The organism is Citrobacter sp. Cpo109 (assembly GCF_030332565.1).
Taxonomy (GTDB): Bacteria; Pseudomonadota; Gammaproteobacteria; order Enterobacterales; family Enterobacteriaceae; genus Citrobacter; species Citrobacter portucalensis.
Window position 1 is genome coordinate 151692 of sequence record NZ_JAOWHQ010000055.1, and the last position, 25514, is coordinate 177205.

Below are 25514 nucleotides of genomic sequence, written 5' to 3' on the forward strand. Positions count from 1 at the left end.
AGACCCTTATTCGGCTAAGTAATTTGTTAAGCTGCTCGCAGTTTTCAGCTACTTATCGTTATGAGTCCTTATGGAATCCTGGAGAGTTAACCTTATTTCCGTTTGGTTCGGGTGCTTTTTTACCGGACTGGCGATTAGCCAAATCTTGCCTTTTTTACCACTCTATATCTCCCAACTGGGCGTGACCTCGCATGAAGCGCTATCAATGTGGTCCGGATTAACGTTCAGCGTCACCTTCCTGATTTCAGCCATTGTTTCTCCGATGTGGGGCAGTCTAGCCGACCGCAAAGGACGCAAGCTGATGCTGCTGCGGGCCTCACTGGGGATGGCCATTGCGATTTTGCTCCAGGCATTTGCCACTAACGTCTGGCAGCTTTTTCTGCTGCGCGGGGTGATGGGGTTAACCTCCGGCTATATTCCTAATGCGATGGCGCTGGTTGCGTCACAGGTTCCACGCGAGCGCAGCGGCTGGGCGCTGAGTACGCTCTCTACGGCGCAAATTAGCGGCGTCATTGGCGGACCGCTGATGGGAGGCTTTATCGCCGATCATGTTGGCTTACGGGCGGTATTCTGTATTACCGCCGCCTTGCTGGTGGTGAGTTTTCTGGTCACACTGTTCTTGATCAAAGAGGGCGTTCGCCCGACGGTTAAAAAAAGTGAACGTCTGAGTGGGAAGGCCGTGTTTGCCTCGCTTTCGCATCCGGCGTTGGTGATCAGCCTGTTTTTTACCACCATGGTGATTCAACTGTGTAACGGTTCAATTGGGCCGATTCTGGCGCTGTTTATCAAATCGATGGTCCCAGATAGTTCGAATATTGCCTTTCTCAGCGGGCTGATAGCCTCAGTACCGGGCATTTCTGCTCTGATTTCCGCGCCTCGACTGGGTAAGTTAGGCGACCGTATTGGTACTGAGCGGATTTTAATGGCGACGTTAATCTTTGCGGTGGTGCTGTTTTTCGCCATGTCGTGGGTCACCACGCCGTTGCAGTTGGGAGTACTACGTTTTCTGCTTGGATTTGCCGACGGCGCGATGTTGCCGGCGGTGCAGACGCTGCTGGTGAAATACTCCAGCGACCAGATAACCGGGCGCATCTTTGGCTATAACCAGTCATTTATGTATCTCGGCAACGTCGCCGGGCCATTAATGGGGGCGACGGTTTCGGCAATGGCGGGGTTCCGTTGGGTGTTCATTGCTACAGCAAGCATTGTGCTTATCAATATCTGGCAACTGGCTATCGCGTTACGACGTCGGCGCGGGGTTCGTTGAGTTCCTGATTAACAACGCTGCCTGTCAGCGTTGTTAATCCATAATTGCGTATTATATATTTGTGTGATTATTAATTTTCTTACCTTTTTATATTGAATCATTCTGCATCCAGACGCATTTACCCTTATTTTGTGTTGTGATTGTTTTCGCAAATCTTTTTATTCCTTATAAAAATACAACTTTCATCCTCTAGGCAGTTGTGAGCCTTAATGATAACGTGGCCCATATTTTGTTAAGGGAATAGGCAAATGAAAAACCTCGTCACTGAGTTGTTACTTAAGCTCGCGCAAAAAGAAGAAGAGTCGCAAGATCTGGCGGCACAGGTCGAAACGTTGGAACGGGTAATCATCGAAATGCTGCGCAATATGGCGTGGAACGATCGGCAAATATTTATTCGTCAAATTGAGGGGGCGCTGGCTGATGTAAACCACATGCCCGCGTTTCTGACGAACATACATAGCGCTTGCGAGGGCGTACAAAAAGCGTTTTGAACCCTCTGTGGCGGGACACCCACAAATTATCATAAAAGTGTCACATCAAATACTTATAGTCGCTTTGTTTTAATTTTACCGTATTTATACATGGAGAATATAAAGTGAAACAAAGTGCACTCGCTATTGCCCTGTTACCTTTGCTGTTTACCCCGGTTATTAATGCAGAAACATCTACTGTAGCGGTTATGGATAATCGTGCCGCTCAAGGTGATATCACCACGCCGGGTGGCGCTCGCCGATTGTCTGCCGATCAAACGGCGGCTCTGCGCGAATCCCTGAACGATAAACCAGCCAAAAATATTATTTTGCTAATTGGCGATGGGATGGGCGATTCCGAAATAACGGCAGCGCGAAATTATGCTGAAGGCGCGGGCGGCTTTTTTAAAGGTATTGATGCTTTACCGCTGACCGGGCAATACACGCATTATGCGTTGGATAAGAAAACAGGGAAACCTGATTATGTGACAGATTCAGCAGCATCTGCGACGGCGTGGACGACCGGCGTTAAAACTTACAATGGTGCTCTGGGCGTTGATATTCGTGAAAAAGATCACGCCACTATTCTGGAAATGGCCAAAGCGGCAGGTCTGGCGACAGGCAACGTTTCCACGGCTGAATTGCAGGATGCCACCCCGGCCGCACTGGTTGCCCATGTCACTTCGCGTAAATGCTATGGCCCGAGCGTGACGGCTGAAAAATGCCCGACGAACGCGCTGGAAAAAGGCGGTAAAGGGTCGATTACCGAACAATTATTGAATGCCCGTGCGGATGTTACGTTAGGCGGCGGAGCAAAAACATTTACTGAAACCGCTACGGCAGGTGAGTGGCAGGGTAAAACGCTGCGTGAGCAAGCACAGGCTCGCGGTTATCAAATGGTGAGCGATGCCGCGACGCTGGCGGCGATTACCGAAGCGAATCAGGATAAACCGCTGTTGGGTCTGTTCTCAGACGGTAATATGCCAGTGCGTTGGGAAGGGCCGAAAGCGTCTTATCACGGAAATCTGGATAAGCCGGTAGTGACCTGTATGCCAAATCCAAAACGTAACGACAGCGTGCCAACGCTGGCGCAGATGACGGATAAAGCGATTGAGCTGTTAAGCAAGAATGAGAAAGGTTTCTTCCTGCAAGTAGAAGGCGCGTCAATCGACAAACAAGATCATGCCGCTAACCCGTGTGGTCAAATTGGTGAAACGGTCGATCTGGATGAAGCGGTGCAGCGTGCTCTTGCTTTTGCTAAGAAAGATGGCAACACCCTGGTTGTGGTAACCGCTGACCACGCGCATGCCAGCCAGATCGTCGCACCGGATACCAAAGCACCCGGTTTAACGCAAGCGCTGAACACCAAAGATGGCGCGGTGATGGTCATTAGCTATGGCAACTCTGAAGAAGAGTCCCAGGAGCACACCGGCAGCCAACTGCGTATTGCAGCCTATGGCCCTCATGCGGCGAATGTGGTTGGCCTGACCGATCAAACCGATCTGTTTTACACCATGAAAGCGGCGTTAGGACTGAAATAAGCTGACACCCGACGGCAATACTTTTGCCGTTGGGTGGTATTTTTATCGTTAGCAGCCAAACTTACCTGTGTGTCGTCGTTCAGAAAAGGATGGTGCTATGAAAATTACATTATTAATGACGTTACTCTTTGGCCTTATTTTTTTAACTACAGTCGGTGCTGCCGAGAAGACGTTAACCCCGCAACAACAGCGTATGACCACCTGCAATCAGCAGGCAACGGCGCAGACCTTAAAAGGGGATGCGCGTAAGACCTACATGAGTGATTGCCTGAAAAACAGTAAATCTGCGCCTGAGGAAAAGAGCCTGACGCCGCAGCAGCAGAAAATGCGTGAATGCAACGTCAAGGCGACGGAACAGTCGCTGAAAGGCGATGATCGTAATAAGTTTATGAGCGCTTGCCTGAAAAAATCTGCTTAGCACTTCCGGGTGAGCAGGTAAAATCGCTCACCCGAAATATCATACTTCCGCCACCAGACCCCTTCCTATAATTTGGGAAATTTGTTTCAGAATATTCCCAAATACGATGAATGATGAAAACTTTTATCAAAAGAAGGTCGTCCCGAATGAAGCATTTATATTGCTTCATCAAAATGACCACCAACGTTCCGGTCTGCGATTTGCCCGACGAATCAGGCTGCCGCGAGCGGTGGGACTGGGGGGAATGTTTTTCCCTATCGCGTCTGTATTAGTTTCTCAGCCAATAACCGGAGGCTGGTGGCTTTTGCTGGTGGGATGGGCGTTTGTCTGGCCGCATCTGGCATGGCAATTGGCAAGTAAAGCTATCGATCCACTGCATAGCGAATATACCAACTTAAAAGCCGATGCCATCCTCGCCGGGATGTGGATGGGGATTATGGGGATAAACTTGCTGCCATCCACGGCGCTGTTGATGATTATCTGTATCAACCTGATGGGCGCAGGGGGGATGCGTGTCTTCATCGCAGGTGCCGTGTTGATGGTGGTTTCATGCCTGGTGACGTTACAGTTAACGGATATCCCCGTGGCTTTTAGCAGTACGCAACTGGGCGTGCTGCTGTCGCTGCCGGTGTTAGTGGTTTACCCGTTGCTGTTTGCCTGGGTGAGTTACCAGACACTCATCAGGCTGGCAGAACATAAACGCCGCTTACAGGTTATGAGTACGCGAGATGGGATGACCGGGGTTTATAACCGACGTCATTGGGAACTGTTGCTGCGAAATGAATTTGATAATTGCCGCCGCCATCAGCGTGACGCCACGCTCCTTATCATCGATATTGACCATTTTAAGAGTATCAATGATACCTGGGGCCATGACGTCGGGGATCAGGCCATTGTTGCACTGACCCGCCAGTTACAGATGACCTTACGCGGTAGCGATGTGATTGGTCGCTTTGGCGGTGATGAGTTTGCGGTAATCATGTGTGGCACGTCAGCGAGCAGCGCGATTGCAGCGATGTCACGTGTTCACGAACGGCTTACCCAACTGCGTTTATCCTGCGCGCCGCAGGTTGACCTGCGCATTAGCGTGGGTGTTGCGCCGCTGACGTCTGAAACTGAACACTATCGAGAATGGTTAAAATCAGCAGATATGGCTCTCTACAAAGCAAAGAATTCCGGACGTAACCGCACTGAAGCGGCGGCCTGACGTCCGGCGGTGTTAACTCAGGAGCGGCTGAGTTTTTCCGACTGCTCCATGCACTTAATCATCGCTTCAATCACCGATGAACGGAAACCGCGTTCTTCCAGGACGCGTACCGCCTCAATGGTGGTTCCACCCGGCGAGCACACCATATCCTTTAATTCGCCTGGATGTTTACCCGTTTCCAGAACCATCTTCGCCGAACCCATTACCGCTTGTGCTGCAAATTTATAAGCCTGCGCGCGGGGCATCCCCCCCTGAACGGCGGCATCTGCCATCGCTTCGATAAACATAAATACATAGGCCGGTGCTGAACCGCTGACGCCAACGACCGGATGAATCATTGCCTCCGCAATGACTTCAGCTTCGCCAAAGCAGCGGAAGATATTGAGCACGTCGGCCGTATCTTCCGGCGTGACTAAGGCGTTTGGCGTGACGGAGGTCATTCCGGCGTTCACCAGCGATGGCGTGTTTGGCATCGCGCGAATGATTTTACGGTCATGACCCAGCGCGCGAGCGAGCTGATCGAGGGTGACGCCCGCGGCAATCGAAACGACAAGGGAGTCTTTGTTCAGGCTGGAGGTAATTTCGCTCAGCACCTTAATCATAATGCCTGGCTTTACGGCCCCAAAAACAATATCAGCGATCTGCGCGACTTCTTGTGCAGACTGCGCCGCATTAATGCCGTACTGGTCGTGTAGTGCGGCGACCTTATCGGGGGAAGGGGTGTAGACCCAGATTTGTCCGGGGAGAACCTGACCGCTGGCGATCATGCCGCCAAGAATGGCTTTGCCCATATTACCGCAGCCGATAAAACCAATTTTCTTGTCCATCTTGTCACTCCCTATGGATGATATTCATTGTTTTATACCCTAAATACTTCAAGTTACTTGAAGTATTTAGGGTAAATCTGGGAAAGGTAAGCTTAGCGCGGAATGAATATGTGCAGAAGGAGAAACAGCACTTTGCCTGAAAGTAAAAGCACGCGACAATGTGCGACAGCACACCAGTGGGGAGAAGTTATGACAATATGGGTGGATGCCGATGCGTGTCCGAATGTGATTAAAGACATTTTGTACCGCGCCTCTGAGCGCATGCAAATGCCGCTTGTTTTAGTGGCCAACCAAAGCCTACGCGTCCCGCCTTCGCGTTTCATCAGCACATTACGTGTGCCTGCGGGCTTTGACGTGGCTGATAACGAGATTGTGCGTCAGTGCAGCGCCGGTGATTTAGTGATAACGGCAGATATTCCGCTGGCGGCTGAAGTGATTGAAAAAGGTGCGGCGGCGCTTAACCCGCGTGGCGAACGTTATACCGACGCGACGATCCGTGAGCGTCTGATGATGCGTGATTTTATGGATACACTGCGTGCCAGCGGTATTCAGACCGGGGGGCCGGATAGCCTTTCGCCCCGCGACAGACAGCATTTTGCGGCTGAACTGGATAAGTGGTGGCTGGAAGTTCAGCGTAGAAAATAGAGTGTGTAATTTATTATTTACACTTTATTCATTGTGAATTCTTGTTATAGTAGGGGTTAACTCACCTCGCCATTTCTTCTGTAATTTTTTATTTACAGTTTTGGCGGCGTACTAGTTTGATGATATGATTATATTTTTAACCGCATCAGATCCCGCTTGTTGGCGGCTCTCTGGGGAAATTCTGTGATGACGCAACCTCTTTTTCTTGTTGGCCCCCGGGGGTGTGGTAAGACGACAACCGGTATGGCGCTGGCAAAGGCTATTGATTTCCAGTTCGTTGATACCGATCGCTGGTTGCAATCGCACGTGCAAATGACCGTGGCGGAAATCGTCGAAAGAGAAGGATGGGAAGGGTTTCGTGCCCAGGAAACGACCGCTCTGCAGGCTGTCACAGCTCCTGCCACGGTTGTTGCGACCGGCGGCGGTATCATTCTTACCGAATTTAATCGCCGCTACATGCGCAGCCACGGCGTGGTTATCTATCTAAGCGCACCGGTATCGGTACTGGTTGATCGTCTGGAGGCCACGCCTGAAGAAGGATTACGACCGACTCTAACCGGCAAACCGTTGACCGAAGAGGTTCAGGAAGTGCTCGCCCAGCGCGATGTTTTGTATCGCGAGGCTGCGCACTATATCGTTGATGCCACCAATCCGCCTTCGCAGGTAGTGGAAGACATTCTTGGAATACTGGCGCAGGCAGCGCCACGGTTGCAGGGCGGTGTCTATACTTAATGTTCATCCAGTTAAAAGGAAGAACTATGCCGACACAACCACCTTACCCACGTCAAGCGACCATTGTTACGGTTGAAAAAGGGGCGCCAGGCCAGACGGTAACCTGGTATCAACTTCGTGCCGATCACCCTAAACCGAATTCGTTGATCAGTGAGCATCCTTCAGCTCAGGAAGCGATGGATGCTAAAAAACGCTACGAAGACCCCGATAAAACCTGATATGAAGACCGCTCTGGCACGATTCTTAAAAGTGCCAGTCCGGGCGTGCATCACATTATTTTAAATTTCGCCGTATACAGTAAAAATTGAAAATTAAACAATAACAATCCAGTACTGGAATGATCTGGAATCTTTACACAATACACCGCCGATCTACTGCTACGCTTTTGAGCATTTGTAGCACAGGTCAGCGCCCGGCTCTTATCCGGGATTTCACAGCAAAGTAAGAAGACGGTGGAGCAACAAATGAGTACGTCGTTGGCTATCCTCACGATTGGCGTTGTGCCGATGTGTGAGATGTTACCGCTCCTGACGGAATATATTGATGAACAGCACATTACTCACCACAGTCTGCTGGGGCAGATGCAGCGAGAAGATGTGATGGCCGAGTACGGGGCTTCACCCGGTGACGAGCTGTTATTAACACTGCTTAGCGACCACCAACTTGCTCATGTCTCACGTCAGAAAGTGGAACGCTCGCTGCAAAGCATTGTGGAGGTTCTCGATAATCAGGGATTTGATGTGATCCTGCTGATGAGTACCGCCTCAATCACCCGTCTGACCGCCCGCAATAGTATCTTGTTGGAACCCATACGCATTATTCCCCCGTTAGTGGCTTCAATTGTCGAAGGGCATCAGGTTGGGGTCATTGTACCTGTTGCTGAATTGCTCAAAGCCCAGACACAAAAGTGGCAGGTGTTACAAACTCCGCCAGTGTACGCCGTGGCGAATCCAGTAGAAGGTTCCGAACAACAGCTGATTGATGCCGGGAAATATCTCCTTGAGCAAGGTGCTGATGTTCTTATGCTGGACTGCCTGGGGTTTCATCAACGTCATCGTGATTTACTGCAAAAGTCGCTGGATGTCCCGGTTCTGTTGTCCAATGTGTTGATTGCTCGACTGGCTTCGGAATTGCTGGCGTAATTTTGCGTGACAGGTGGAACGTCAGCCCCCTATATTGGTTCCTAACTTAATCACGAGATAGGGCCAGTTGTATGCTTCAAAGTAATGAATACTTTTCCGGCAAAGTAAAATCGATCGGTTTTACCAGCAGCAGTACTGGCCGCGCCAGTGTAGGTGTGATGGCTGAAGGTGAATATACCTTTGGTACTGCGGCGCCTGAAGAGATGACGGTAGTTAGTGGCGCACTGAACGTGCTGCTGCCAGGGGAAACCGAGTGGAAAGTGTATGCCGCAGGAGACGTGTTTAACGTACCGGGCAACAGCGAGTTTCATCTGCAGGTAGCAGAGCCAACATCCTATCTTTGCCGTTACCTGTAAGCGTAAAAATGACGAATGGCGATATTGAGTCGCCATTCGCTAAACACGGCTTAACGTTGCGCTTCGCCGCCTAATCCTTCCACCAGACTTTTAATCAGCGCCGCCAGTTCACCTGTCATCAGGATGAAATCGGCATCAAAACGCTGAGCATAATCTTCGCGGTCGATATCTTCATTCTGATCGCGCAGCTCGTCGCTGAACTTCAGGCGCTTAATGGAGCCGTCGTCACACATAACGAACTGAATGCGCTGCTGCCAGTCGAGGGCCAGCTTGGTGACCAGTTTGCCCGCTTCGATATGCACGGCGATTTCGTCGCAGACCAGATCCTGCTTTTTCGCGCGGATCACACCGCCGTCTTCAAGGATCGCTTTCAGTTCAGCTTCATCCAGCAGTTGGAAGCCCTGCGCCGTGGTGCCGGAGCGAACCCATTCGGTCAGCGTCAGCTCAATAGGGTTTTCCATCGTCAACGGAACGACCGGCAGCGAACCGAGACTCTTACGCAGCAGCGCTAGCGTATCTTCGGCTTTTTTCGCGCTCGCACAATCAACCATGATCAGATCGTTGACGGTATCGATCCACATCATTGTCTGGCTGAAGCGGCTAAAGGCGCGCGGCAGCAATGAGTGCAGAACTTCATCTTTCAGCGAGTCTTTTTCGGTCTTCTTAAGTTTGCGACCTTGCTCAGCTTCCAGTTTGAATATTTTTGCTTCCAGCGCCTGTTTGATAACCGGCGACGGCAGAATTTTTTCTTCTTTGCGGGCGCAGATAATAATTTGGCCATTGGCGGTATGCGTTAATGCATCGCTGTGCGATCCCATCGGCGGAACCCAGCCCATTTTTGCCATATCCTGGCTACCGCAAGGGGTGAACGTCATTGATGCCAGCTGTTTTTCCATCTCTTCGGCTCGCAAAGAAACATCGCGGCTAAGACGGTAAACCATTAAATTTTTGAACCACAGCATGATAATTTCCACGGCCTTGTCGTTAAATCCAGCGGGCATGATAGCGAATTGTCGCTATGCTTGCATTGTTAATCGGGAAGAGGAGCAAACAGTGCGTATAGGTATCGATTTGGGCGGTACGAAAACGGAAGTTATTGCGCTTGGCGATGCGGGCGAGCAGCTTTTTCGCCATCGCCTGCCCACGCCGCGTGATGATTATCGGCAAACGATAGAAACCATCGCCACGCTGGTGGAGATGGCGGAAAACGCCACCGGGCAGACGGGAACCGTGGGAATGGGCATTCCAGGTTCAATCTCGCCCTACACCGGGGTGGTAAAGAATGCCAACTCGACCTGGCTTAACGGACAACCTTTTGACAAAGACCTGAGTTCGCGTCTGAATCGCGAAGTGCGGTTGGCAAATGATGCCAACTGTCTGGCGGTTTCAGAAGCGGTGGATGGTGCGGCGGCAGGTGCACAAACCGTATTTGCTGTGATTATCGGCACCGGATGTGGCGCAGGCGTGGCACTGAATGGTCGGGCGCACACCGGCGGCAACGGTACCGCAGGGGAGTGGGGACATAATCCGCTGCCGTGGATGGACGAAGATGAGCTGCGTTTTCGACAAGAAGTCCCTTGTTATTGTGGCAAACAAGGCTGCATTGAAACCTTCATTTCCGGGACCGGTTTTGCCACCGACTACCAGCGTCTGAGCGGTAAGAAGCTCAAAGGTAATGAAATTATCAGCCTTGTTAATGCGCAGGATGCTCTTGCGGAGCAAGCGTTGAGCCGCTATGAGCTTCGTCTGGCGAAATCACTGGCTCATGTGGTGAATATTCTCGATCCGGACGTCATTGTGCTGGGTGGTGGAATGAGCAATGTCGACCGACTGTATCAAAACGTTCCGACGTTGATTAAGCAGTTTGTCTTTGGCGGCGAATGCGAAACACCTTTACGCAGAGCGCTACACGGTGACTCCAGCGGCGTACGTGGCGCGGCCTGGCTGTGGCCGCAGGAGTAATGTTCGCGTAGCCGGGTAGCGCAGATGCTATCCGGCAGCGTGTGTCATCTGGGGGACTGCGCGCTTCAGGCGACCGTACAGCAACAGTGACGACATCGCAGAAAACGACAGTAGTGCCGCCGGCAGTGTCACGTAGTTGTAGGCAAAGCCCAGCGTCAGCATCATGCCACCGCAATAAGCGCCAATCGCGCTGCCGAGGTTAAAGGCAATTTGCCCGCCAGCCGCACCCAGCAGCTCCCCTCCTTTAGCATTTTGCAGCAGTAAAATTTGCAGCGGCGCCGACAGGGCAAACAGGCCCGCGCAGCAAATAAAGGCGAAGGTCAGCGACGCGACTTTGATCCCGCCAAAGGCAAAGAGCAACAGCAGAGCCAGCACAATCACGAAGTCGGTTATCACCGCAATGCGCAGCGGCGTATAGCGACCAGACAGCCGACCGCTCAGCAGATTTCCCAACACCATTCCTAATCCTACCAGCATCATGATGAAGGTCATCAGCGATTCGGAGAAGCCGGAGATATACATCATGTACGGTTTGACGTAGCTGAACCAGGCGAAAACCCCGGCGTTACCGAACATGGTGGCGGAGAAAATGAGCCACGGGGCGGGGCTTTTCAAAAAGTGAAATTGTTCGCGCAGTTTTCCTTTTGCTTCATCGCTGATGTTGGGTACCCAAAAAGCGACCGAGACCATCACGGCGATATTAAAGACGGCAATCAGCAGGAACGTATAGCGCCAGCTAAATTCCTGACTCAGCCAGGTGCCGAAAGAAATGCCAACCAGATTGGCTACGGTCATCCCCGAAATCATACCCGCGACGGCGGCGGTGACTTTTCCCGGACGGGCGAGCTTCGACAGGATTATTGCGCCAACGCCAAAAAACGCACCATGCGGGAAGCCGGAGACCAGCCTGCCTACCGCCAGCATAAAATAGGAGGAGGAGAGGGTGAAGATGGCGTTGCCAATCACACACAGTGTGACCAGAAACAGCAGAATATGCTTGAGTGAAAAACGGCTGGAAAAGAGCGCAATAATGGGGGCGCCCAGCACCACGCCAAAGGCGTAAAACGAGATCATATGGCCAGCGGCAGGAATAGAAATTCCCACGTCCTGCGCCAGCTCGGTGAGAACGCCCATAATGCCAAACTCGGCCATGCCCAGCCCAAATGTTCCCAGCGCTAAAGAGAAAATGACTTTTTTCATACCACCTGCCAACAAGAAAGACGCAGGATGTGCGTCATAGCGGCGAACGTTCGCCGCCAATAGCGATAGCTTGCGGATAAGCGAAGTGGAATGCCATTTCATATCCGTCCCTGAGTATGCAATATTGTGCTACATAGAGTGCCGGATGGCGCTAGCGCGTATCCGGCCTGTGACACCACATCCGCTGGTCGATTACTCCACCGCAAACATCTTGTCGAGTTTGCTGTAGCCCAGACCGTTGATTTTTTTCACCTTGATCTGCACCGGAATGCGTTCTTTCATTGCTTCGACGTGGCTGATGACGCCAATGGTTTTACCGGTAGCGTTGAGCGCATCCAGCGCGTCCAGAGCGGTATCCAGCGTTTCACTGTCCAGCGTGCCGAAGCCTTCGTCGAGGAACAGGGAGTCAATTCGTGTTTTGTGGCTGACCAGATCGGATAATGCCAGCGCCAGCGCCAGACTCACCAGGAAGCTCTCGCCGCCGGAAAGCGTACGCGTGTCACGCACCGCATCGGCCTGCCAGGTATCAACCACTTCCAGCTCTAACGCTTCGCTGGCCTTGCGCTGCAACAAATAGCGACCGTGCAGACGGGTTAACTGGTTGTTGGCAAGCCAGACGAGGTTATCCAGCGTCAGCCCCTGGGCAAATTTGCGGAACTTATCTCCCTCTTTCGAGCCGATCAGCGCATTCAAATACCCCCAGTCTTCGACCTGCTGTGCGACTTTTTCAATCTCCTGCATCAGCGCCTGCTGCTGCTGGCGGTTTTCAGCATCTTGCTTAAGCTGCTGGCGAATTTCGCCCTGACGAGTCGTGTTATCGCGTAGCAGCTGGGTGAGCTGCGCCAGCGCGTCGTGTAGATGTTGTGCGGTAAGCGAGAGATCTACCCCGGTTGGTTGCTGCTGTTGATGAGTCGCCAGCGCCTGCTGGGCCTGATTAAGCAGCGTTTGTGCCTGTTGTTGCTGGCTTTCCAGCGATTGCTTCAACTGCTCAAGACGGTTGAAAGTCTCTTCATCCAGCAGGGCGGCAATAAAGGCGTCACGATTGTCAAAGATACTGGCCTGCAATGCGGCATTAAATTGTGCCTGAATGTCTGCGGCGCGCTGAACGTCCTGCGCCTCCTGCTGTTGCAAGGTTTGCCACTGTCCCTGTAAAGAGAGGCAATCGTCGTGCACCTGCCGCCAGTTTTCCAGCGACAAATCCTCAATGTCTTCAGAAAGCGCCTCGGTTTCTGGCAGCGTTTCCAGCAGCGGCGCAAGCTGGGCAATCCGGGCCTGTAACTCGGTCAGTTCATTCTGGCGCTGTTGCCACATTTGCGCTTCGTTCGCCCGTTCGCTTAGCCATGAGGCAACGTTATCCTCTGGCGGAAGGGCCAGACCATGACGGGCCAGCTCGACGGTTAGCATCGCCTGGCGCTGGTCAATATGCTGCTGGAGCTGGGTAATCTGCTCGGTATGGGCTGCGATTTGCGCCTGCAGGGTATGACGCAGGCTCAACTGGTGAAGCTGTTGTTCGTGCTCTTCCTGAGCGGCCAGCCACGGGGCAATGTCATCCTGCGGTTGTAGCGTGACGTTGAGGCTGGCGGTGACGGTCAGCCACTCTTGAGTAAGTGCTTGCTCCTCCTGAGAAAGCGTCTGTGCTTCGCGTTCATCCCGCTGAAGTTGCTGCGTGATCGCCTCAAGCTGGCCGCGTAACGTGGAACCTTCATCGGCCAGTGTTTTGACCTCTTTTTCCAGCGCTTCACGCCGCGTCTGATTCACGCTCAGTTCGAGCGTTTGATAGCGTTCAATCGCCGGATGTGCGGTGGAGCCGCATAGCGGGCAAGGCATGCCGGATTGCAATAATGCCCGTTGGCTTTCCAGATCTTTGATTCGGGCTTCCTGTTCGCAAATGACTTTTACATCGGTAAGTTGCTGATTTTTATCTTTATAGCGCTGACGTTTTTCGGCAAGCACCGCGTTGCGCTGAGTTAGCTCTTGCTGACGCTGTACAAGCGTGGCGCGTAACTGTGCCAGTTGCTTTTGCTTCGGGGCGATTTGCCCGTGCAGATTGCTCAGCCGCTGGCGTAGCGGACGAAGCTGCACATGTTGTGCCAACGCATCCGTTACCTCCTGCGGCGAAAGGGTCAGCGCGGGAAGCGTTAGTGCATTGAGCTTACGGGTGTCGTTCTCCCGCAACTGCTGCCACTGGCGTAGCTGGGCGCTGGCGTCGGACTGTTGCGCCAGAAGCGCTTTCCATCCTGCCAGTTCGCTACTCCATAAGCGGAAGCGGTCATGTTCGTTCAGCCAGTCGGTTAACGTCTGTTGTTCGGCGAGTATCGCGGTCGATTGCGTGTGCGCCTGCTGACGGATGCGCCCGCGCAGCGCTAAGCTGCCTTGTAAGCGAGTATTCACTTCCTGAATCTTCTGGCGCGTGCGCTCGATAGTAGCCGTTTGTTCCTGGATTCGCTCCCAGTGTGGGCGTAATGCTCTGGCTGGCTGCGCCAGGCTCAGCGCTGCCAGCTGCGGCTGCGCGTCTTCTTGCGCCTGAAGTGCTGCCTGTAATGCCTGCTGGTGGCGGTTTATGTCCGTTTGAAGTTCATTTTGCCGAATAAGCCAGTTGAGGTGCTGTTGCTGGATTTGTTGGCTGGTAAGGTATTGTTTTTCTTCGTCAGTAAGTACCTGCAAACTTTCTGTCAGGGACTGCACCTGCTCTGGTGCTAACAGCGCAACGCCGCTGGCCTGGGCCTGCAGTTTTTCCAGTTCTGTACGCGCTGACTTGTGCTTTTCAAACACCATGGCGGAGATTTGGCCGTAGATCTCAGTACCGGTTAACTCTTCCAGCAGCTCGGCGCGCTCTTTCGGTTTGGCATTAAGAAAGGCGGCAAACTGCCCCTGAGACAGCAGCATCGAACGGGTAAAACGCCCGTAATCCAGCCCGGTAAGCTCGGCTGTCATCTCCAGCTTGTCTTTGACTTTATCGGCGAGGATTTTACCGTCGGCGCAGCGGGCCAGCTCTACGCGCGGGACCTGCAGGTTGCCCTCAGGCTGGTTGCGTGCCCGGTTCTGACTCCAGAATGCGCGGTAGGCTTCGCCGCGCACCTCAAACTCGACCTCGGCCAGACACTCCGCGGTGTCGCGGGTCATCAGGTCATTTTGCGACTGTGACACGTTATTCAGGCGTGGCGTTTCGTGGTACAGGGCGAGGCATATCGCGTCCAGCAGGGTGGTTTTCCCCGCGCCCGTTGGCCCGGTGATGGCGAACAACCCGTTGCTGGCAAAAGGTTCTGCCGTGAAATCGACTTTCCATTCTCCCTTCAGGGAGTTGAGGTTCTTCAGGCGCAGGCTGAGAATTTTCATGCTTCACTCTCCCCTGCAAGCGTGTGTAAGGTTGCGCTAAACAGCTGATTCAACCGCTCGCGCTGAGGCTCTTCGAGCTCTTCCAGCGCCAGGCGGCGGTCAAAAACTTCCGTTACGCTTAGCTCGCTTAACGTTTCGCGTCGTTCACTGGCCATAATACGTTCACGTTGTTCCCGACTGCGGCGCACCAATAACACCTCGACCGGTAAATCTTCGGTTAAGGCCTGGATCTTACGTTGCATGTCATGCAGATAGTCGTCGGTGGTGATTTCAATATCCAGCCATATCGGCGGCTCTTGTGGTACGTTACGCCACTGTTCAAGCTGGGTGGTAATGGCAGCTAAATCGCCTTTCAGTACCGCAAGCGGCTGGGTGACCGGTACGGTGAGATTTTCAACGGCGCTGAGTTTCCCCGCTTCAAAGCTCACCAGATGTACACATTTGTTTTTGCCGCACTCGTCAAAACTGAGGGCAATCGGTGAACCGCAGTAGCGAATATGGTCCGTCCCGCCGATAACCTGCGCCCGGTGAATATGCCCCAGTGCGATGTAGTCCGCGGGTGGAAAGTTTTGCGCCGGAAAGGCGTCCAGCGTACCGATATAAATGTCACGTACGGCGTCACTTTTACTGGCGCCAACGGTGGTCAAATGCCCGGTCGCAATGATGGGCAGGTTTCGATCGCCACGCAGCGTGCAGGCGTCCTGATACTGCTGCTGGTAATAGTCGGTGATCGCCCCCAGCAGATGCTGCTGTTTTTCTTGTCCGGTTAGCCCGGCCTGGCTGGTAATGATGTCACGTGGTCGTAAGAAAGGAACCGGACACAGGATCGCTCCCGACGTGCCATCACGTTGCGGCAGTACCTGCGGCGCATGGCCGGCGCTGGCAACGACCGTGGTGTTGAGAAACGCCAGAATATCGCGGGATTCATTGAGCGTGGCGACGGAATCGTGGTTGCCTGCCAGCACCACCAGATGACAGCCAGTTTGCTGCAGATTGACGACAAAACGGTTATACAGCTCACGGGCGTAGCTTGGCGGTGAGCCGGTATCGAAAATATCGCCAGCCACAATAATGGCATCCACCTGCTGGGATTGTGCCGTTTCCAGCAGCCAGTCGAGAAAGGCCTGATGTTCAGCGGCGCGGCTCTTGCTGTAGAAATTTTGGCCCAGATGCCAGTCAGACGTGTGAAGGATGCGCATAAGAGTTCCATGACGATAAAACAGTGGCGGGGATTATAACCTTTCAAGGACGGTAATATCTTGTCTCCGGGCTGTCATAATTCGTCGGGCTGCGTTAAACCTGGGCTATCTTTTCATAAATCTGTCATAAAACTGACGCATAATGGCACCGTATTGATGGCAAACGATTTAATTATAAACAGGGCAAATCATGGCGAGACGTATTCTGGTCGTAGAAGATGAAGCTCCAATTCGTGAAATGGTCTGCTTCGTGCTCGAGCAAAACGGTTTTCAACCCGTAGAAGCCGAAGACTATGACAGTGCTGTGAACCAACTCAATGAACCCTGGCCGGATCTCGTCCTGCTTGACTGGATGCTTCCCGGCGGCTCGGGTCTACAGTTTATTAAGCATCTCAAGCGCGAAGCCATGACACGGGACATCCCCGTGATGATGCTGACGGCGAGGGGAGAAGAGGAAGATCGCGTCCGGGGTCTGGAAACCGGTGCGGATGACTATATTACCAAGCCGTTTTCTCCCAAGGAGCTGGTGGCGCGTATTAAAGCTGTGCTGCGTCGAATTTCCCCCATGGCGGTGGAAGAGGTGATTGAGATGCAGGGGCTGAGTCTTGATCCCACTTCGCATCGCGTGATGACCGGCGAAGAACCGCTGGATATGGGGCCGACCGAATTCAAACTGTTGCACTTCTTTATGACTCACCCCGAACGCGTATACAGTCGTGAACAACTCCTCAATCATGTCTGGGGAACCAATGTCTACGTGGAAGACCGGACAGTTGATGTGCATATCCGCCGATTACGTAAAGCGCTGGAGCACAGCGGACACGATCGTATGGTGCAGACAGTTCGCGGGACGGGATATCGTTTTTCGACCCGCTTTTGACTGACAAGAATCAGGGCCTGATGGATTAGGCCGTTTATGGAGTAAGACGTTTGCTAGAACGATTGTCATGGAAAAGGTTGGTACTGGAGCTGATCCTGTGCTGCATACCGGCATTTATCCTTAGCGCTTTTTTCGGTTACCTGCCCTGGTTTTTACTGGCGTCGGTAACGGGCCTGCTTATCTGGCATTTCTGGAATTTATTACGTTTATCCTGGTGGTTATGGGTCGACAGAAGTATGACGCCGCCACCGGGGCGAGGCAGTTGGGAGCCGTTGTTATATGGGCTGCATCAAATGCAGCTTCGCAACAAAAAGCGCCGTCGAGAACTGGGTAACCTGATTAAACGTTTTCGCAGCGGGGCGGAATCCCTACCCGACGCGGTGGTGTTGACCACCGAAGAAGGCGGTATCTTCTGGTGTAACGGACTGGCTCAGCAGGTTCTGGGACTGCGTTGGCCGGACGATAGCGGGCAAAATATTCTTAACCTGCTGCGCTACCCGGAATTCACACAATATCTGAAAACGCGCGATTTTAGCCGGCCAATCAATCTGGTGCTCAATACCGGACGGCATCTGGAAATTCGCGTGATGCCCTATACCGATAAGCAATTGTTGATGGTGGCGCGCGACGTTACCCAGATGCACCAACTGGAAGGTTCACGGCGTAACTTTTTCGCCAACGCCAGCCATGAGCTGCGCACACCGCTGACGGTGCTGCAAGGCTACCTGGAAATGATGCAGGAGCATCCGCTGGAAGGGACAACGCGCGAAAAAGCGCTGCATACCATGCGTGAACAAACGTACCGTATGGAAGGTCTGGTGAAACAGCTGCTGACGCTGTCAAAAATTGAAGCTGCGCCGACGTTGCAGCTGAATGAGAAAGTCGATGTGCCCATGATGCTGCGCGTGATCGAGCACGAAGCGCAAACCCTGAGCCAGCATAAACATACGTTTACCTTTGATGTCGATAACAGCCTGAACGTGCGAGGCAACGAGGAGCAGTTGCGTAGCGCTATCTCGAATCTCGTGTACAACGCGGTTAACCACACACCAGCGGGAACGCACATTACCGTACGCTGGCAGCATGTGGCGTCGGGGGCGGAGTTTTGCGTGGAAGACAACGGTCCGGGCATTGCCCCCGAGCATATACCACGTTTGACCGAGCGTTTTTATCGTGTGGATAAGGCGAGATCGCGACAAACGGGCGGTAGCGGGCTGGGTCTGGCTATCGTGAAACATGCGCTGCATCATCACGACAGCCGTTTGAACATCGAAAGCGAACCAGGCAAAGGGACGCGATTTAGTTTCATGATCCCGGAACGTTTCATTGCCAAAAGTAACGGCTAAGACGTATTCGTAAGATAATCTTTCCAAAAGCCAGCGCAAGCTGGTTTTTTTTATGTGGTCAATAGATGCCTCCTGAATTTTACGACGTTTGATTGTTTTTTGTTCGAATTATTACCCATACCTTTTTCCATGAAATGGTTTTTTGTGCTAACCCTATTTTTCATATCGCTATATTGTTCTGGTTTTTGGATCCCACCTTGCTTTAAAACGTTATAAGCGTTTAAATTGCGCTCCAGGTGCTGTCATACCGACTGCATTTACGCGGTAAATCGAAAAACTATTCTTCGCCGCGCCAGGTCGGGAGTGTTTCCCGCTGGAATTGAGCAAAAATGCCGCTGTATTGTCCCCCAGGGAAAGGCAAAAATTTACTATTTTCAACACCACATCCACAGGCAGTAAGACTTTATGACCCATCAGTTAAAATCGCGCGATATTATCGCTTTGGGATTTATGACATTTGCACTGTTCGTTGGTGCAGGTAACATCATCTTCCCCCCAATGGTTGGTTTGCAGGCAGGTGAACACGTCTGGACTGCGGCTTTTGGCTTTTTGATTACCGCCGTTGGCCTGCCGGTACTTACCGTTGTCGCGCTGGCGAAAGTCGGCGGTGGTGTGGACCGACTGAGCACGCCTATCGGTAAAGTTGCCGGTCTGCTGCTGGCGACCGTTTGCTATCTGGCCGTTGGGCCGTTATTTGCTACCCCGCGTACCGCGACGGTCTCTTTCGAAGTCGGGATTGCACCGCTGACTGGTGACTCTGCGCTGCCGCTGTTTATCTATAGTGTTATCTATTTCGCGATTGTCATTCTGGTTTCGCTTTATCCAGGCAAACTGCTGGATACGGTGGGTAATTTCCTGGCACCGCTGAAAATCCTGGCGCTGGTGGTCCTGTCTGTCGCTGCAATCGTCTGGCCTGCAGGCCCGATCAGTAATGCGATGGAAGCCTATCAAACTGCGGCGTTTTCTAATGGCTTCGTGAACGGGTATCTGACCATGGATACGCTGGGCGCGATGGTGTTTGGTATTGTTATCGTTAACGCCGCTCGCTCGCGTGGTGTTACTGAAGCGCGTCTGCTGACCCGTTACACCGTTTGGGCGGGTTTAATGGCGGGTGTGGGCTTAACGCTGCTGTATCTCGCGCTGTTCCGTCTGGGTTCAGATAGCGCGATTCTGGTCGATCAGTCTGCTAACGGCGCGGCGATTCTGCATGCGTATGTTCAGCACACCTTTGGCGGTGCAGGAAGCTTCCTGCTGGCGGCGCTGATTTTCATCGCCTGTCTGGTCACCGCGGTTGGCCTGACCTGCGCCTGCGCAGAGTTCTTTGCCCAGTACGTTCCACTGTCTTATCGTACGCTGGTATTTATCCTCGGCGGCTTCTCGATGGTGGTTTCTAACCTGGGTCTGAGCCATCTGATTCAGATCTCTATTCCGGTGCTGACGGCTATCTATCCGCCATGTATCGCACTGGTTGTATTAAGCTTTACCCGCTCATGGTGGCATAATTCTTCCCGCGTCATTGCACCTGCGATGTTTATCAGCCTGATTTTTGGTATCCTTGATGGCATTAAAGCTTCTGCAATTGGCGACGTGTTACCGGCCTGGACCCAGCGTTTACCGCTGGCGGAGCAGGGGCTGGCGTGGTTGATGCCAACAGTCGTGATGGTGGTCCTGGCAGTTATCTGGGATCGCGCCGCGGGTCGACAAGTGACCTCCAGCGCACACTAATATCACTGACAATAAGTTTTAACCACGGGGCTATTAACATGGCCCCGTGGTTTTTTTATTGTGTTAACAGGTTAGGAATCGATGGAAAGTAATAACAAGCTAAAGCGTGGGCTGAGCACCCGGCACATCCGCTTTATGGCATTAGGTTCAGCAATTGGTACCGGGCTGTTTTACGGCTCGGCCGACGCCATCAAAATGGCGGGGCCAAGCGTGTTGCTGGCCTATATTATCGGCGGTGTCGCAGCGTACATTATTATGCGTGCGCTGGGCGAAATGTCTGTTCATAACCCGGCAGCCAGCTCCTTCTCGCGCTATGCGCAGGAAAACCTCGGACCGCTGGCAGGCTACATTACCGGCTGGACCTACTGTTTTGAAATCCTGATTGTCGCCATTGCCGACGTGACAGCCTTCGGCATATACATGGGCGTCTGGTTCCCGGCGGTACCGCACTGGATTTGGGTACTCAGCGTGGTGCTGATTATCTGCGCCATCAACCTGATGAGCGTGAAGGTGTTTGGTGAGCTGGAGTTCTGGTTCTCGTTCTTCAAAGTCGCCACCATTATCATCATGATTGTTGCCGGTTTCGGTATCATCATTTGGGGGATTGGCAACGGCGGACAACCAACCGGTATCCATAACTTATGGAGCAACGGTGGCTTCTTCAGCAACGGCTGGCTCGGCATGGTGATGTCGCTGCAAATGGTGATGTTTGCCTATGGCGGGATTGAGATTATCGGGATTACCGCAGGCGAAGCCAAAGATCCGGAAAAATCTATTCCGCGCGCCATCAATTCCGTACCAATGCGTATCCTGGTGTTTTATGTGGGGACGCTGTTCGTCATTATGTCTATCTACCCGTGGAACCAGGTGGGTACCGACGGTAGCCCGTTCGTTATGACGTTCCAGCATATGGGTATTACCTTTGCTGCCGGGATCCTCAACTTTGTGGTTCTGACTGCGTCGCTGTCGGCTATTAACTCTGACGTCTTCGGTGTGGGGCGTATGCTGCACGGCATGGCGGAGCAGGGCAGTGCCCCGAAAATGTTCGCCAAGACGTCGCGTCGTGGCGTGCCGTGGGTGACGGTAATGGTGATGACTATCGCGCTGCTGTTTGCGGTGTATCTTAACTACATTATGCCGGAAAACGTCTTCCTGGTGATCGCCTCTTTGGCGACTTTCGCCACGGTATGGGTGTGGATTATGATCCTGTTGTCGCAGATTGCTTTCCGTCGTCGTCTGCCGCCGGAAGAGGTCAAAGCGCTGAAATTTAAAGTACCGGGTGGGGTAACGACGACTGTTGTTGGCCTAATTTTCCTGGTCTTTATCATCGCGCTCATCGGCTATCATCCGGATACCCGCATTTCGCTGTACGTCGGCTTTGCGTGGATTGTTCTGCTGCTGGTCGGCTGGGGATTCAAGCGCCGTCGCGAGCGCCAACTGGCTGAAGCACAGTAATATTTTTGCCGGGTAGCTTTGCGTTACCCGGCAATTTTCTCCTCCCCCGAACTCCTCCCCCAATAAACGTTAAGATGATGAGTGATCCTGCACTTCGCTATGGCAAGGTGACGTCATTATCATCAAAGGGGATACGTGATGTTGAACGCCTGGCACCTTCCGGTTGCCCCATTTGTTAAGCAAAACAAAGATCAACTGACGATTACATTATGGTTGGCGGGGGAAAATCCACCCCAGCGGGTGACGCTACGCGCAGAAAACGATAACGAAGAGATTTCGCTGGCTATGCACAAGCAGCGCAGCCAGCCGCAGCCGGGCGTGACCGCGTGGCGAGCGGCGATCGATCTCTCCAGCGGGCAACCTCGTCGACGCTATAGCTTTAAATTACTTTGGCCCGATCGTCAGCTGTGGTTCACCCCGCAGGGATTCGGCCGTTTTCCGCCTGCGCGTTTGGAGCAGTTTGCGGTTGATGTGCCGGATAACGGTCCGCAGTGGGTTGCCGATCAGATTTTCTATCAAATTTTCCCGGACCGTTTTGCCCGCAGCCAGTCGCGTGAAGCGGGCCAGGATAACGTCTATTACCACCACGCCGCCGGACACGACATCTTACGGCGCGAATGGGATGAACCGCTTACGGCTCAGGCCGGTGGCTCCACGTTCTATGGCGGTGATTTGGACGGCATCAGCGAAAAGCTACCGTACCTGAAAACGTTAGGGGTCACGGCGCTGTACCTGAATCCTGTATTTACCGCCCCGAGCGTGCATAAATACGATACCGAAGATTACCGTCATGTTGATCCGCAATTTGGCGGCGACAGGGCGCTACTGCGTCTGCGGCACAACACCCAACAGCAGGGCATGCGTCTGATTCTCGACGGCGTCTTTAACCATAGCGGCGATTCGCACGCCTGGTTTGACCGACATAATCGGGGGACGGACGGGGCGTGCCATAATCCAGAATCCCCCTGGCGCGACTGGTATCATTTCTCAGCCGACGGCGTTGCGCTCGACTGGCTGGGATATTCCAGCCTGCCCAAGCTGGACTTTTCTTCGGAAAGCCTGGTGAATGAAATTTATCGCGGTGAAGACAGTATCGTCCGCCACTGGCTGAAAGCGCCGTGGAGTATGGACGGCTGGCGTCTTGATGTGGTGCACATGCTGGGAGAGGCCGGAGGCGCACGTAACAACCTACAACATGTGGCCGGAATTACGCAGGCGGCAAAAGAAACCCAGCCAGAGGCGTATGTGGTGGGTGAGCATTTTGGCGATGCGCGCCAGTGGTTGCAGGCTGATGCAGAAGATGCCGCCATGAACTATCGCGGCTTTACTTTCCCCCTCTGGGGATTCCTCGCCAATACCGATATCTCATACGACCCGCAATCCATTGATGCCCAGATCTGTATGGCGTGGATGGATAACTACCGCGCGGGGTTGTCGCATCAGCAACAGCTGCGGATGTTTAATCAGCTCGACAGCCACGATACCGCCCGCTTTAAATCTCTGCTCGGTAAAGACGTCGCACGGTTACCGCTAGCGGTGGTATGGCTGTTTACCTGGCCTGGCGTGCCCTGTATTTACTACGGTGACGAAGTGGGGCTGGACGGGAACAACGATCCGTTTTGTCGCAAACCGTTCCCGTGGCAGCCTGAAAAACAGGACGCTACTCTGCTGGCGTTGTATCAGCGGCTGGCAAAATTACGCCACCAGAATCAGGCGCTTCGCCACGGTGGTTGCCAGGTGATTTACGCTGAGGATAACGTGGTGGTGTTTGTTCGCGTGCTAAACCGACAGCGCGTACTGGTGGCGATTAACCGTGGCCACGCTTGTGAAGTGGTCCTGCCAGCCTCGCCATTACTGAGCGTGAGTCAATGGCAGCACAAAGAGGGCAACGGTATGCTTACCGACGATATCCTGACGCTGCCGGCGATTTCCGCCTCGGTATGGATAGGTCATTGATATAAGCGCGCAATCTCCGGGCTTGCCAGCAGCGTTTCCCGCCACCAGCGCTGTGCCAGCCCATCGCGGTTATTGCGCCATGCCATATAAGCCACGTCTTTTTGGCGAAATGAGATAACCGTTTTTTCCACCAGCTCGCCCGTGGTAAGCCACGGGCTGGCAATATGGCGGGGGAGAAATCCGCAGCCCATACCGGCCCGCAGTAGCATCACCTTACTGTGGAAGTCATCGACGCGGATTTGCGCCTGTTCCTCCATCAGATTGGTTTGTAACGGATGGCAGAAGCGGGCGCTGTCGCTGATAACAATCGCGCGATGCAGGCATAACTGTTCGTTGGTCAGGCCGTCTGCTGCTGCGGCCAGCGGATGCTCAGGCGCAACGACAAACACATTGTCCAACGTGCCGAGCATTTTATAGGACCAGGCTGCAGACGTTGGCGGTTCATTGATTGCCCCCAGAATAATATCGGCTCCATTATGGGTCAGTTCCTCCCAGGAGCCCGCCAGCGTATGGTGGGTAAAACTGAGGCGAGTTTGCTTATTCAGCGCATGAAATTCATCGATAATGGGCAACAGCGCAGCGAAAGGGAAGGAGTCGTCCAGCGCAATTGCCAGCTCTTTTTCCCAGCCTGAACTCAGCTGTACCGCCTGTTTTTCGAGATCTTTTGCCGCATTCAGCAGCAAACGCCCTTTTTCCAGCATCATCTGTCCGGTATCGGTAAATTTTGCCCGGTGCCCGGAACGGTCAAGCAGCTCGATATTCAAATCGCTTTCCAGCTTCTGAATCATATAGCTGAGTGCGGCAGGGGTTTTAAACAGCGACTCGGCCGCTGCGGCAAATGAACCCTGTTTGTCGAGAGCGTCGAGAATAAGCAAAACATCCAGATTAATGCGCATAAGCAGAAAATATCCTGAAAATTAAACCCTTCTGTTGTACCGAATGAAGAAAAACAATGCCAGTGAATAAATTAGATGAGTCATGCGCATTTTTTTGATGTTGTTTAGGATATATCGCAACACAAAATTAATAGTTTCACAGGATGGTAAGTTTTCTTTAATAACTCGTTAGAAATTTCCCGCTATACTCAACAAGCTTTCTGATTCAGGATCCTGCTGCTGACGGCAGATACAGACCGTTGCCTTTTAACTTATTGATTAAGAAGGTGTGCTATGTCTATTCGGGAACTGATTGACCCTCAAAACTCTACGCTTATTTTTATTGATCATCAGCCGCAAATGTCATTCGGTGTGGCGAATATTGATCGCCAGACTTTAAAAAATAATACCGTGGCATTAGCGAAAACCGGGAAAATATTCAATGTTCCGGTGATTTATACTTCTGTAGAAACTAAAAGTTTTAGCGGATATATCTGGCCGGAATTGTTAGCGGTTCATCCTGATGTCAAACCCATTGAACGCACCTCAATGAACTCCTGGGAAGATACGGCGTTTGTGAAAGCGGTGGAAGCGACCGGGCGTAAAAAACTGATTATCTCCGCGCTGTGGACCGAAGTATGCCTGACTTTTCCAGCGCTGATGGCACTGGAGGCAGGCTATGAAGTTTATGTGGTAACGGATACCTCCGGCGGCACGTCCGTAGATGCTCATGAGCGTTCTATCGACCGCATGGTACAGGCTGGTGCCGTACCCGTAACCTGGCAACAGGTTCTTCTCGAGTACCAGCGCGACTGGTCCCGCAAAGAAACCTACGACGCCGTAATGGATCTGGTACGCGAGCACAGCGGTGCCTACGGTATGGGCGTGGATTATGCCTATACCATGGTGCATGGCGCGCCGGAACGTAAAGCTTAAATACACGTCATCCTTCATGTTGCATCTTTGTTGGCTTCG

General features: G+C 52.8%; 23 protein-coding genes. 17 read left to right on the forward strand and 6 right to left on the reverse strand.

Annotated features, from left to right (window positions below):
- The first annotated feature begins 70 nt into the window (after nt 1–70).
- The 5 genes from OGY71_RS08920 (at nt 71) to adrA (ending at nt 4903) form a co-directional block, all read left to right on the forward strand.
- Nucleotides 71–1267 (forward strand): multidrug efflux MFS transporter, encoded by a 1197-nt coding sequence (locus OGY71_RS08920; RefSeq protein ID WP_003830951.1) that lies wholly within the window; start codon nt 71–73, stop codon nt 1265–1267.
- Between the two features lie 248 nt (nt 1268–1515).
- Nucleotides 1516–1758, forward strand: coding sequence for a sigma-S stabilization anti-adapter protein IraP (locus OGY71_RS08925; RefSeq protein ID WP_003830953.1), 243 nt, complete (start codon nt 1516–1518; stop codon nt 1756–1758).
- 104 nt (nt 1759–1862) lie between these two features.
- The gene (gene phoA, locus OGY71_RS08930; protein WP_191221777.1) at nt 1863–3278 is read left to right on the forward strand and encodes an alkaline phosphatase; all 1416 of its coding nucleotides are present in this window, start codon (nt 1863–1865) and stop codon (nt 3276–3278) included.
- Nucleotides 3279–3375: 97 nt separating this feature from the next.
- Nucleotides 3376–3696, forward strand: coding sequence for a phosphate starvation-inducible protein PsiF (gene psiF, locus OGY71_RS08935; RefSeq protein WP_003830956.1), 321 nt, complete (start codon nt 3376–3378; stop codon nt 3694–3696).
- A 91-nt stretch (nt 3697–3787) separates the two neighbouring features.
- A complete protein-coding gene (gene adrA, locus OGY71_RS08940; RefSeq protein WP_122973925.1) occupies nt 3788–4903 on the forward strand; it encodes a diguanylate cyclase AdrA in 1116 nt (371 codons plus the stop codon).
- 17 nt (nt 4904–4920) lie between these two features.
- Here the strand turns inward: adrA and proC are convergent, their stop codons facing one another.
- Nucleotides 4921–5730, reverse strand: a complete 810-nt coding sequence (proC, locus tag OGY71_RS08945; protein ID WP_003021462.1) for a pyrroline-5-carboxylate reductase — start codon at nt 5728–5730, stop codon at nt 4921–4923.
- A gap of 189 nt (nt 5731–5919) precedes the next feature.
- Here proC and OGY71_RS08950 point away from each other — a divergent pair, with 189 nt between their 5' ends.
- The 5 genes from OGY71_RS08950 to ppnP all read left to right on the forward strand — a co-directional run bounded on the left by OGY71_RS08950 (nt 5920) and on the right by ppnP (nt 8605).
- Nucleotides 5920–6375: a YaiI/YqxD family protein gene (locus OGY71_RS08950; protein WP_003830959.1), complete on the forward strand. Its 456-nt coding sequence runs from the start codon at nt 5920–5922 to the stop codon at nt 6373–6375.
- Between the two features lie 186 nt (nt 6376–6561).
- Nucleotides 6562–7107, forward strand: a complete 546-nt coding sequence (gene aroL, locus OGY71_RS08955; protein ID WP_003830960.1) for a shikimate kinase AroL — start codon at nt 6562–6564, stop codon at nt 7105–7107.
- Between the two features lie 26 nt (nt 7108–7133).
- Entirely contained in the window at nt 7134–7325 is a 192-nt protein-coding gene (gene yaiA / locus OGY71_RS08960; RefSeq protein WP_003830961.1) for a protein YaiA, read from the forward strand.
- A gap of 246 nt (nt 7326–7571) precedes the next feature.
- Entirely contained in the window at nt 7572–8249 is a 678-nt protein-coding gene (locus OGY71_RS08965; RefSeq protein ID WP_003830963.1) for an AroM family protein, read from the forward strand.
- Nucleotides 8250–8320: 71 nt separating this feature from the next.
- Nucleotides 8321–8605 carry a pyrimidine/purine nucleoside phosphorylase gene (gene ppnP / locus OGY71_RS08970; RefSeq protein WP_003021477.1) on the forward strand — a complete coding sequence of 95 codons (285 nt, stop codon included), beginning with the start codon at nt 8321–8323 and terminating at the stop codon, nt 8603–8605.
- A 50-nt stretch (nt 8606–8655) separates the two neighbouring features.
- Here the strand turns inward: ppnP and rdgC are convergent, their stop codons facing one another.
- Nucleotides 8656–9567, reverse strand: a complete 912-nt coding sequence (gene rdgC, locus OGY71_RS08975) for a recombination-associated protein RdgC (protein ID WP_003021479.1) — start codon at nt 9565–9567, stop codon at nt 8656–8658.
- Nucleotides 9568–9658: 91 nt separating this feature from the next.
- Here rdgC and mak point away from each other — a divergent pair, with 91 nt between their 5' ends.
- Nucleotides 9659–10567 carry a fructokinase gene (gene mak, locus OGY71_RS08980; protein ID WP_267440549.1) on the forward strand — a complete coding sequence of 303 codons (909 nt, stop codon included), beginning with the start codon at nt 9659–9661 and terminating at the stop codon, nt 10565–10567.
- A gap of 27 nt (nt 10568–10594) precedes the next feature.
- Here mak and araJ read toward each other — a convergent pair whose 3' ends face one another.
- From araJ to sbcD, 3 genes are all read right to left on the reverse strand, one after another.
- Complete coding sequence (gene araJ / locus OGY71_RS08985) at nt 10595–11767, reverse strand: MFS transporter AraJ (protein ID WP_286613187.1); 1173 nt, start codon at nt 11765–11767, stop codon at nt 10595–10597.
- 192 nt (nt 11768–11959) lie between these two features.
- Entirely contained in the window at nt 11960–15103 is a 3144-nt protein-coding gene (gene sbcC, locus OGY71_RS08990; protein ID WP_286613143.1) for an exonuclease subunit SbcC, read from the reverse strand.
- Nucleotides 15100–16302: an exonuclease subunit SbcD gene (gene sbcD, locus OGY71_RS08995; RefSeq protein WP_286613146.1), complete on the reverse strand. Its 1203-nt coding sequence runs from the start codon at nt 16300–16302 to the stop codon at nt 15100–15102. The genes sbcC and sbcD overlap by 4 nt, the downstream gene beginning before the upstream one ends.
- Nucleotides 16303–16492: 190 nt before the next feature.
- Between sbcD and phoB the strand changes: the two genes are divergently transcribed.
- From phoB to malZ, 5 genes are all read left to right on the forward strand, one after another.
- Nucleotides 16493–17182 (forward strand): phosphate response regulator transcription factor PhoB, encoded by a 690-nt coding sequence (gene phoB, locus OGY71_RS09000; protein ID WP_003830970.1) that lies wholly within the window; start codon nt 16493–16495, stop codon nt 17180–17182.
- Nucleotides 17183–17232: 50 nt separating this feature from the next.
- Entirely contained in the window at nt 17233–18528 is a 1296-nt protein-coding gene (phoR, locus tag OGY71_RS09005) for a phosphate regulon sensor histidine kinase PhoR (RefSeq protein ID WP_003830971.1), read from the forward strand.
- 405 nt (nt 18529–18933) lie between these two features.
- Complete coding sequence (gene brnQ / locus OGY71_RS09010; RefSeq protein WP_003021501.1) at nt 18934–20253, forward strand: branched-chain amino acid transporter carrier protein BrnQ; 1320 nt, start codon at nt 18934–18936, stop codon at nt 20251–20253.
- Between the two features lie 81 nt (nt 20254–20334).
- Nucleotides 20335–21708: a proline-specific permease ProY gene (proY, locus tag OGY71_RS09015; RefSeq protein WP_003021504.1), complete on the forward strand. Its 1374-nt coding sequence runs from the start codon at nt 20335–20337 to the stop codon at nt 21706–21708.
- Between the two features lie 138 nt (nt 21709–21846).
- The gene (gene malZ, locus OGY71_RS09020; RefSeq protein ID WP_286613148.1) at nt 21847–23664 is read left to right on the forward strand and encodes a maltodextrin glucosidase; all 1818 of its coding nucleotides are present in this window, start codon (nt 21847–21849) and stop codon (nt 23662–23664) included.
- On the opposite strand, the gene OGY71_RS09025 is transcribed toward malZ, so the two are convergent.
- Entirely contained in the window at nt 23658–24560 is a 903-nt protein-coding gene (locus OGY71_RS09025; RefSeq protein ID WP_003830973.1) for a LysR family transcriptional regulator, read from the reverse strand. The genes malZ and OGY71_RS09025 overlap by 7 nt on opposite strands.
- Before the next feature lie 273 nt (nt 24561–24833).
- Between OGY71_RS09025 and OGY71_RS09030 the strand changes: the two genes are divergently transcribed.
- On the forward strand, nt 24834–25475 hold the full coding sequence (locus OGY71_RS09030; protein ID WP_003830974.1) for a hydrolase: 642 nt from the start codon (nt 24834–24836) through the stop codon (nt 25473–25475).
- The last annotated feature ends 39 nt before the right edge of the window (nt 25476–25514 follow it).

Excerpts from the sequence above, each read along its gene's own strand:
- OGY71_RS08920 (WP_003830951.1), top strand. The coding sequence starts at position 71 with ATGGAATCCTGGAGAGTTAACCTTATTTCCGTTTGGTTCGGGTGCTTT.
- OGY71_RS08925 (WP_003830953.1), top strand. The coding sequence starts at position 1,516 with ATGAAAAACCTCGTCACTGAGTTGTTACTTAAGCTCGCGCAAAAAGAA.
- psiF (WP_003830956.1), top strand. The coding sequence starts at position 3,376 with ATGAAAATTACATTATTAATGACGTTACTCTTTGGCCTTATTTTTTTA.
- proC (WP_003021462.1), bottom strand. The coding sequence starts at position 5,730 with ATGGACAAGAAAATTGGTTTTATCGGCTGCGGTAATATGGGCAAAGCC.
- OGY71_RS08950 (WP_003830959.1), top strand. The coding sequence starts at position 5,920 with ATGACAATATGGGTGGATGCCGATGCGTGTCCGAATGTGATTAAAGAC.
- aroL (WP_003830960.1), top strand. The coding sequence starts at position 6,562 with ATGACGCAACCTCTTTTTCTTGTTGGCCCCCGGGGGTGTGGTAAGACG.
- yaiA (WP_003830961.1), top strand. The coding sequence starts at position 7,134 with ATGCCGACACAACCACCTTACCCACGTCAAGCGACCATTGTTACGGTT.
- OGY71_RS08965 (WP_003830963.1), top strand. The coding sequence starts at position 7,572 with ATGAGTACGTCGTTGGCTATCCTCACGATTGGCGTTGTGCCGATGTGT.
- ppnP (WP_003021477.1), top strand. The coding sequence starts at position 8,321 with ATGCTTCAAAGTAATGAATACTTTTCCGGCAAAGTAAAATCGATCGGT.
- rdgC (WP_003021479.1), bottom strand. The coding sequence starts at position 9,567 with ATGCTGTGGTTCAAAAATTTAATGGTTTACCGTCTTAGCCGCGATGTT.
- araJ (WP_286613187.1), bottom strand. The coding sequence starts at position 11,767 with ATGAAAAAAGTCATTTTCTCTTTAGCGCTGGGAACATTTGGGCTGGGC.
- sbcC (WP_286613143.1), bottom strand. The coding sequence starts at position 15,103 with ATGAAAATTCTCAGCCTGCGCCTGAAGAACCTCAACTCCCTGAAGGGA.
- sbcD (WP_286613146.1), bottom strand. The coding sequence starts at position 16,302 with ATGCGCATCCTTCACACGTCTGACTGGCATCTGGGCCAAAATTTCTAC.
- phoB (WP_003830970.1), top strand. The coding sequence starts at position 16,493 with ATGGCGAGACGTATTCTGGTCGTAGAAGATGAAGCTCCAATTCGTGAA.
- brnQ (WP_003021501.1), top strand. The coding sequence starts at position 18,934 with ATGACCCATCAGTTAAAATCGCGCGATATTATCGCTTTGGGATTTATG.
- proY (WP_003021504.1), top strand. The coding sequence starts at position 20,335 with ATGGAAAGTAATAACAAGCTAAAGCGTGGGCTGAGCACCCGGCACATC.
- malZ (WP_286613148.1), top strand. The coding sequence starts at position 21,847 with ATGTTGAACGCCTGGCACCTTCCGGTTGCCCCATTTGTTAAGCAAAAC.
- OGY71_RS09025 (WP_003830973.1), bottom strand. The coding sequence starts at position 24,560 with ATGCGCATTAATCTGGATGTTTTGCTTATTCTCGACGCTCTCGACAAA.
- OGY71_RS09030 (WP_003830974.1), top strand. The coding sequence starts at position 24,834 with ATGTCTATTCGGGAACTGATTGACCCTCAAAACTCTACGCTTATTTTT.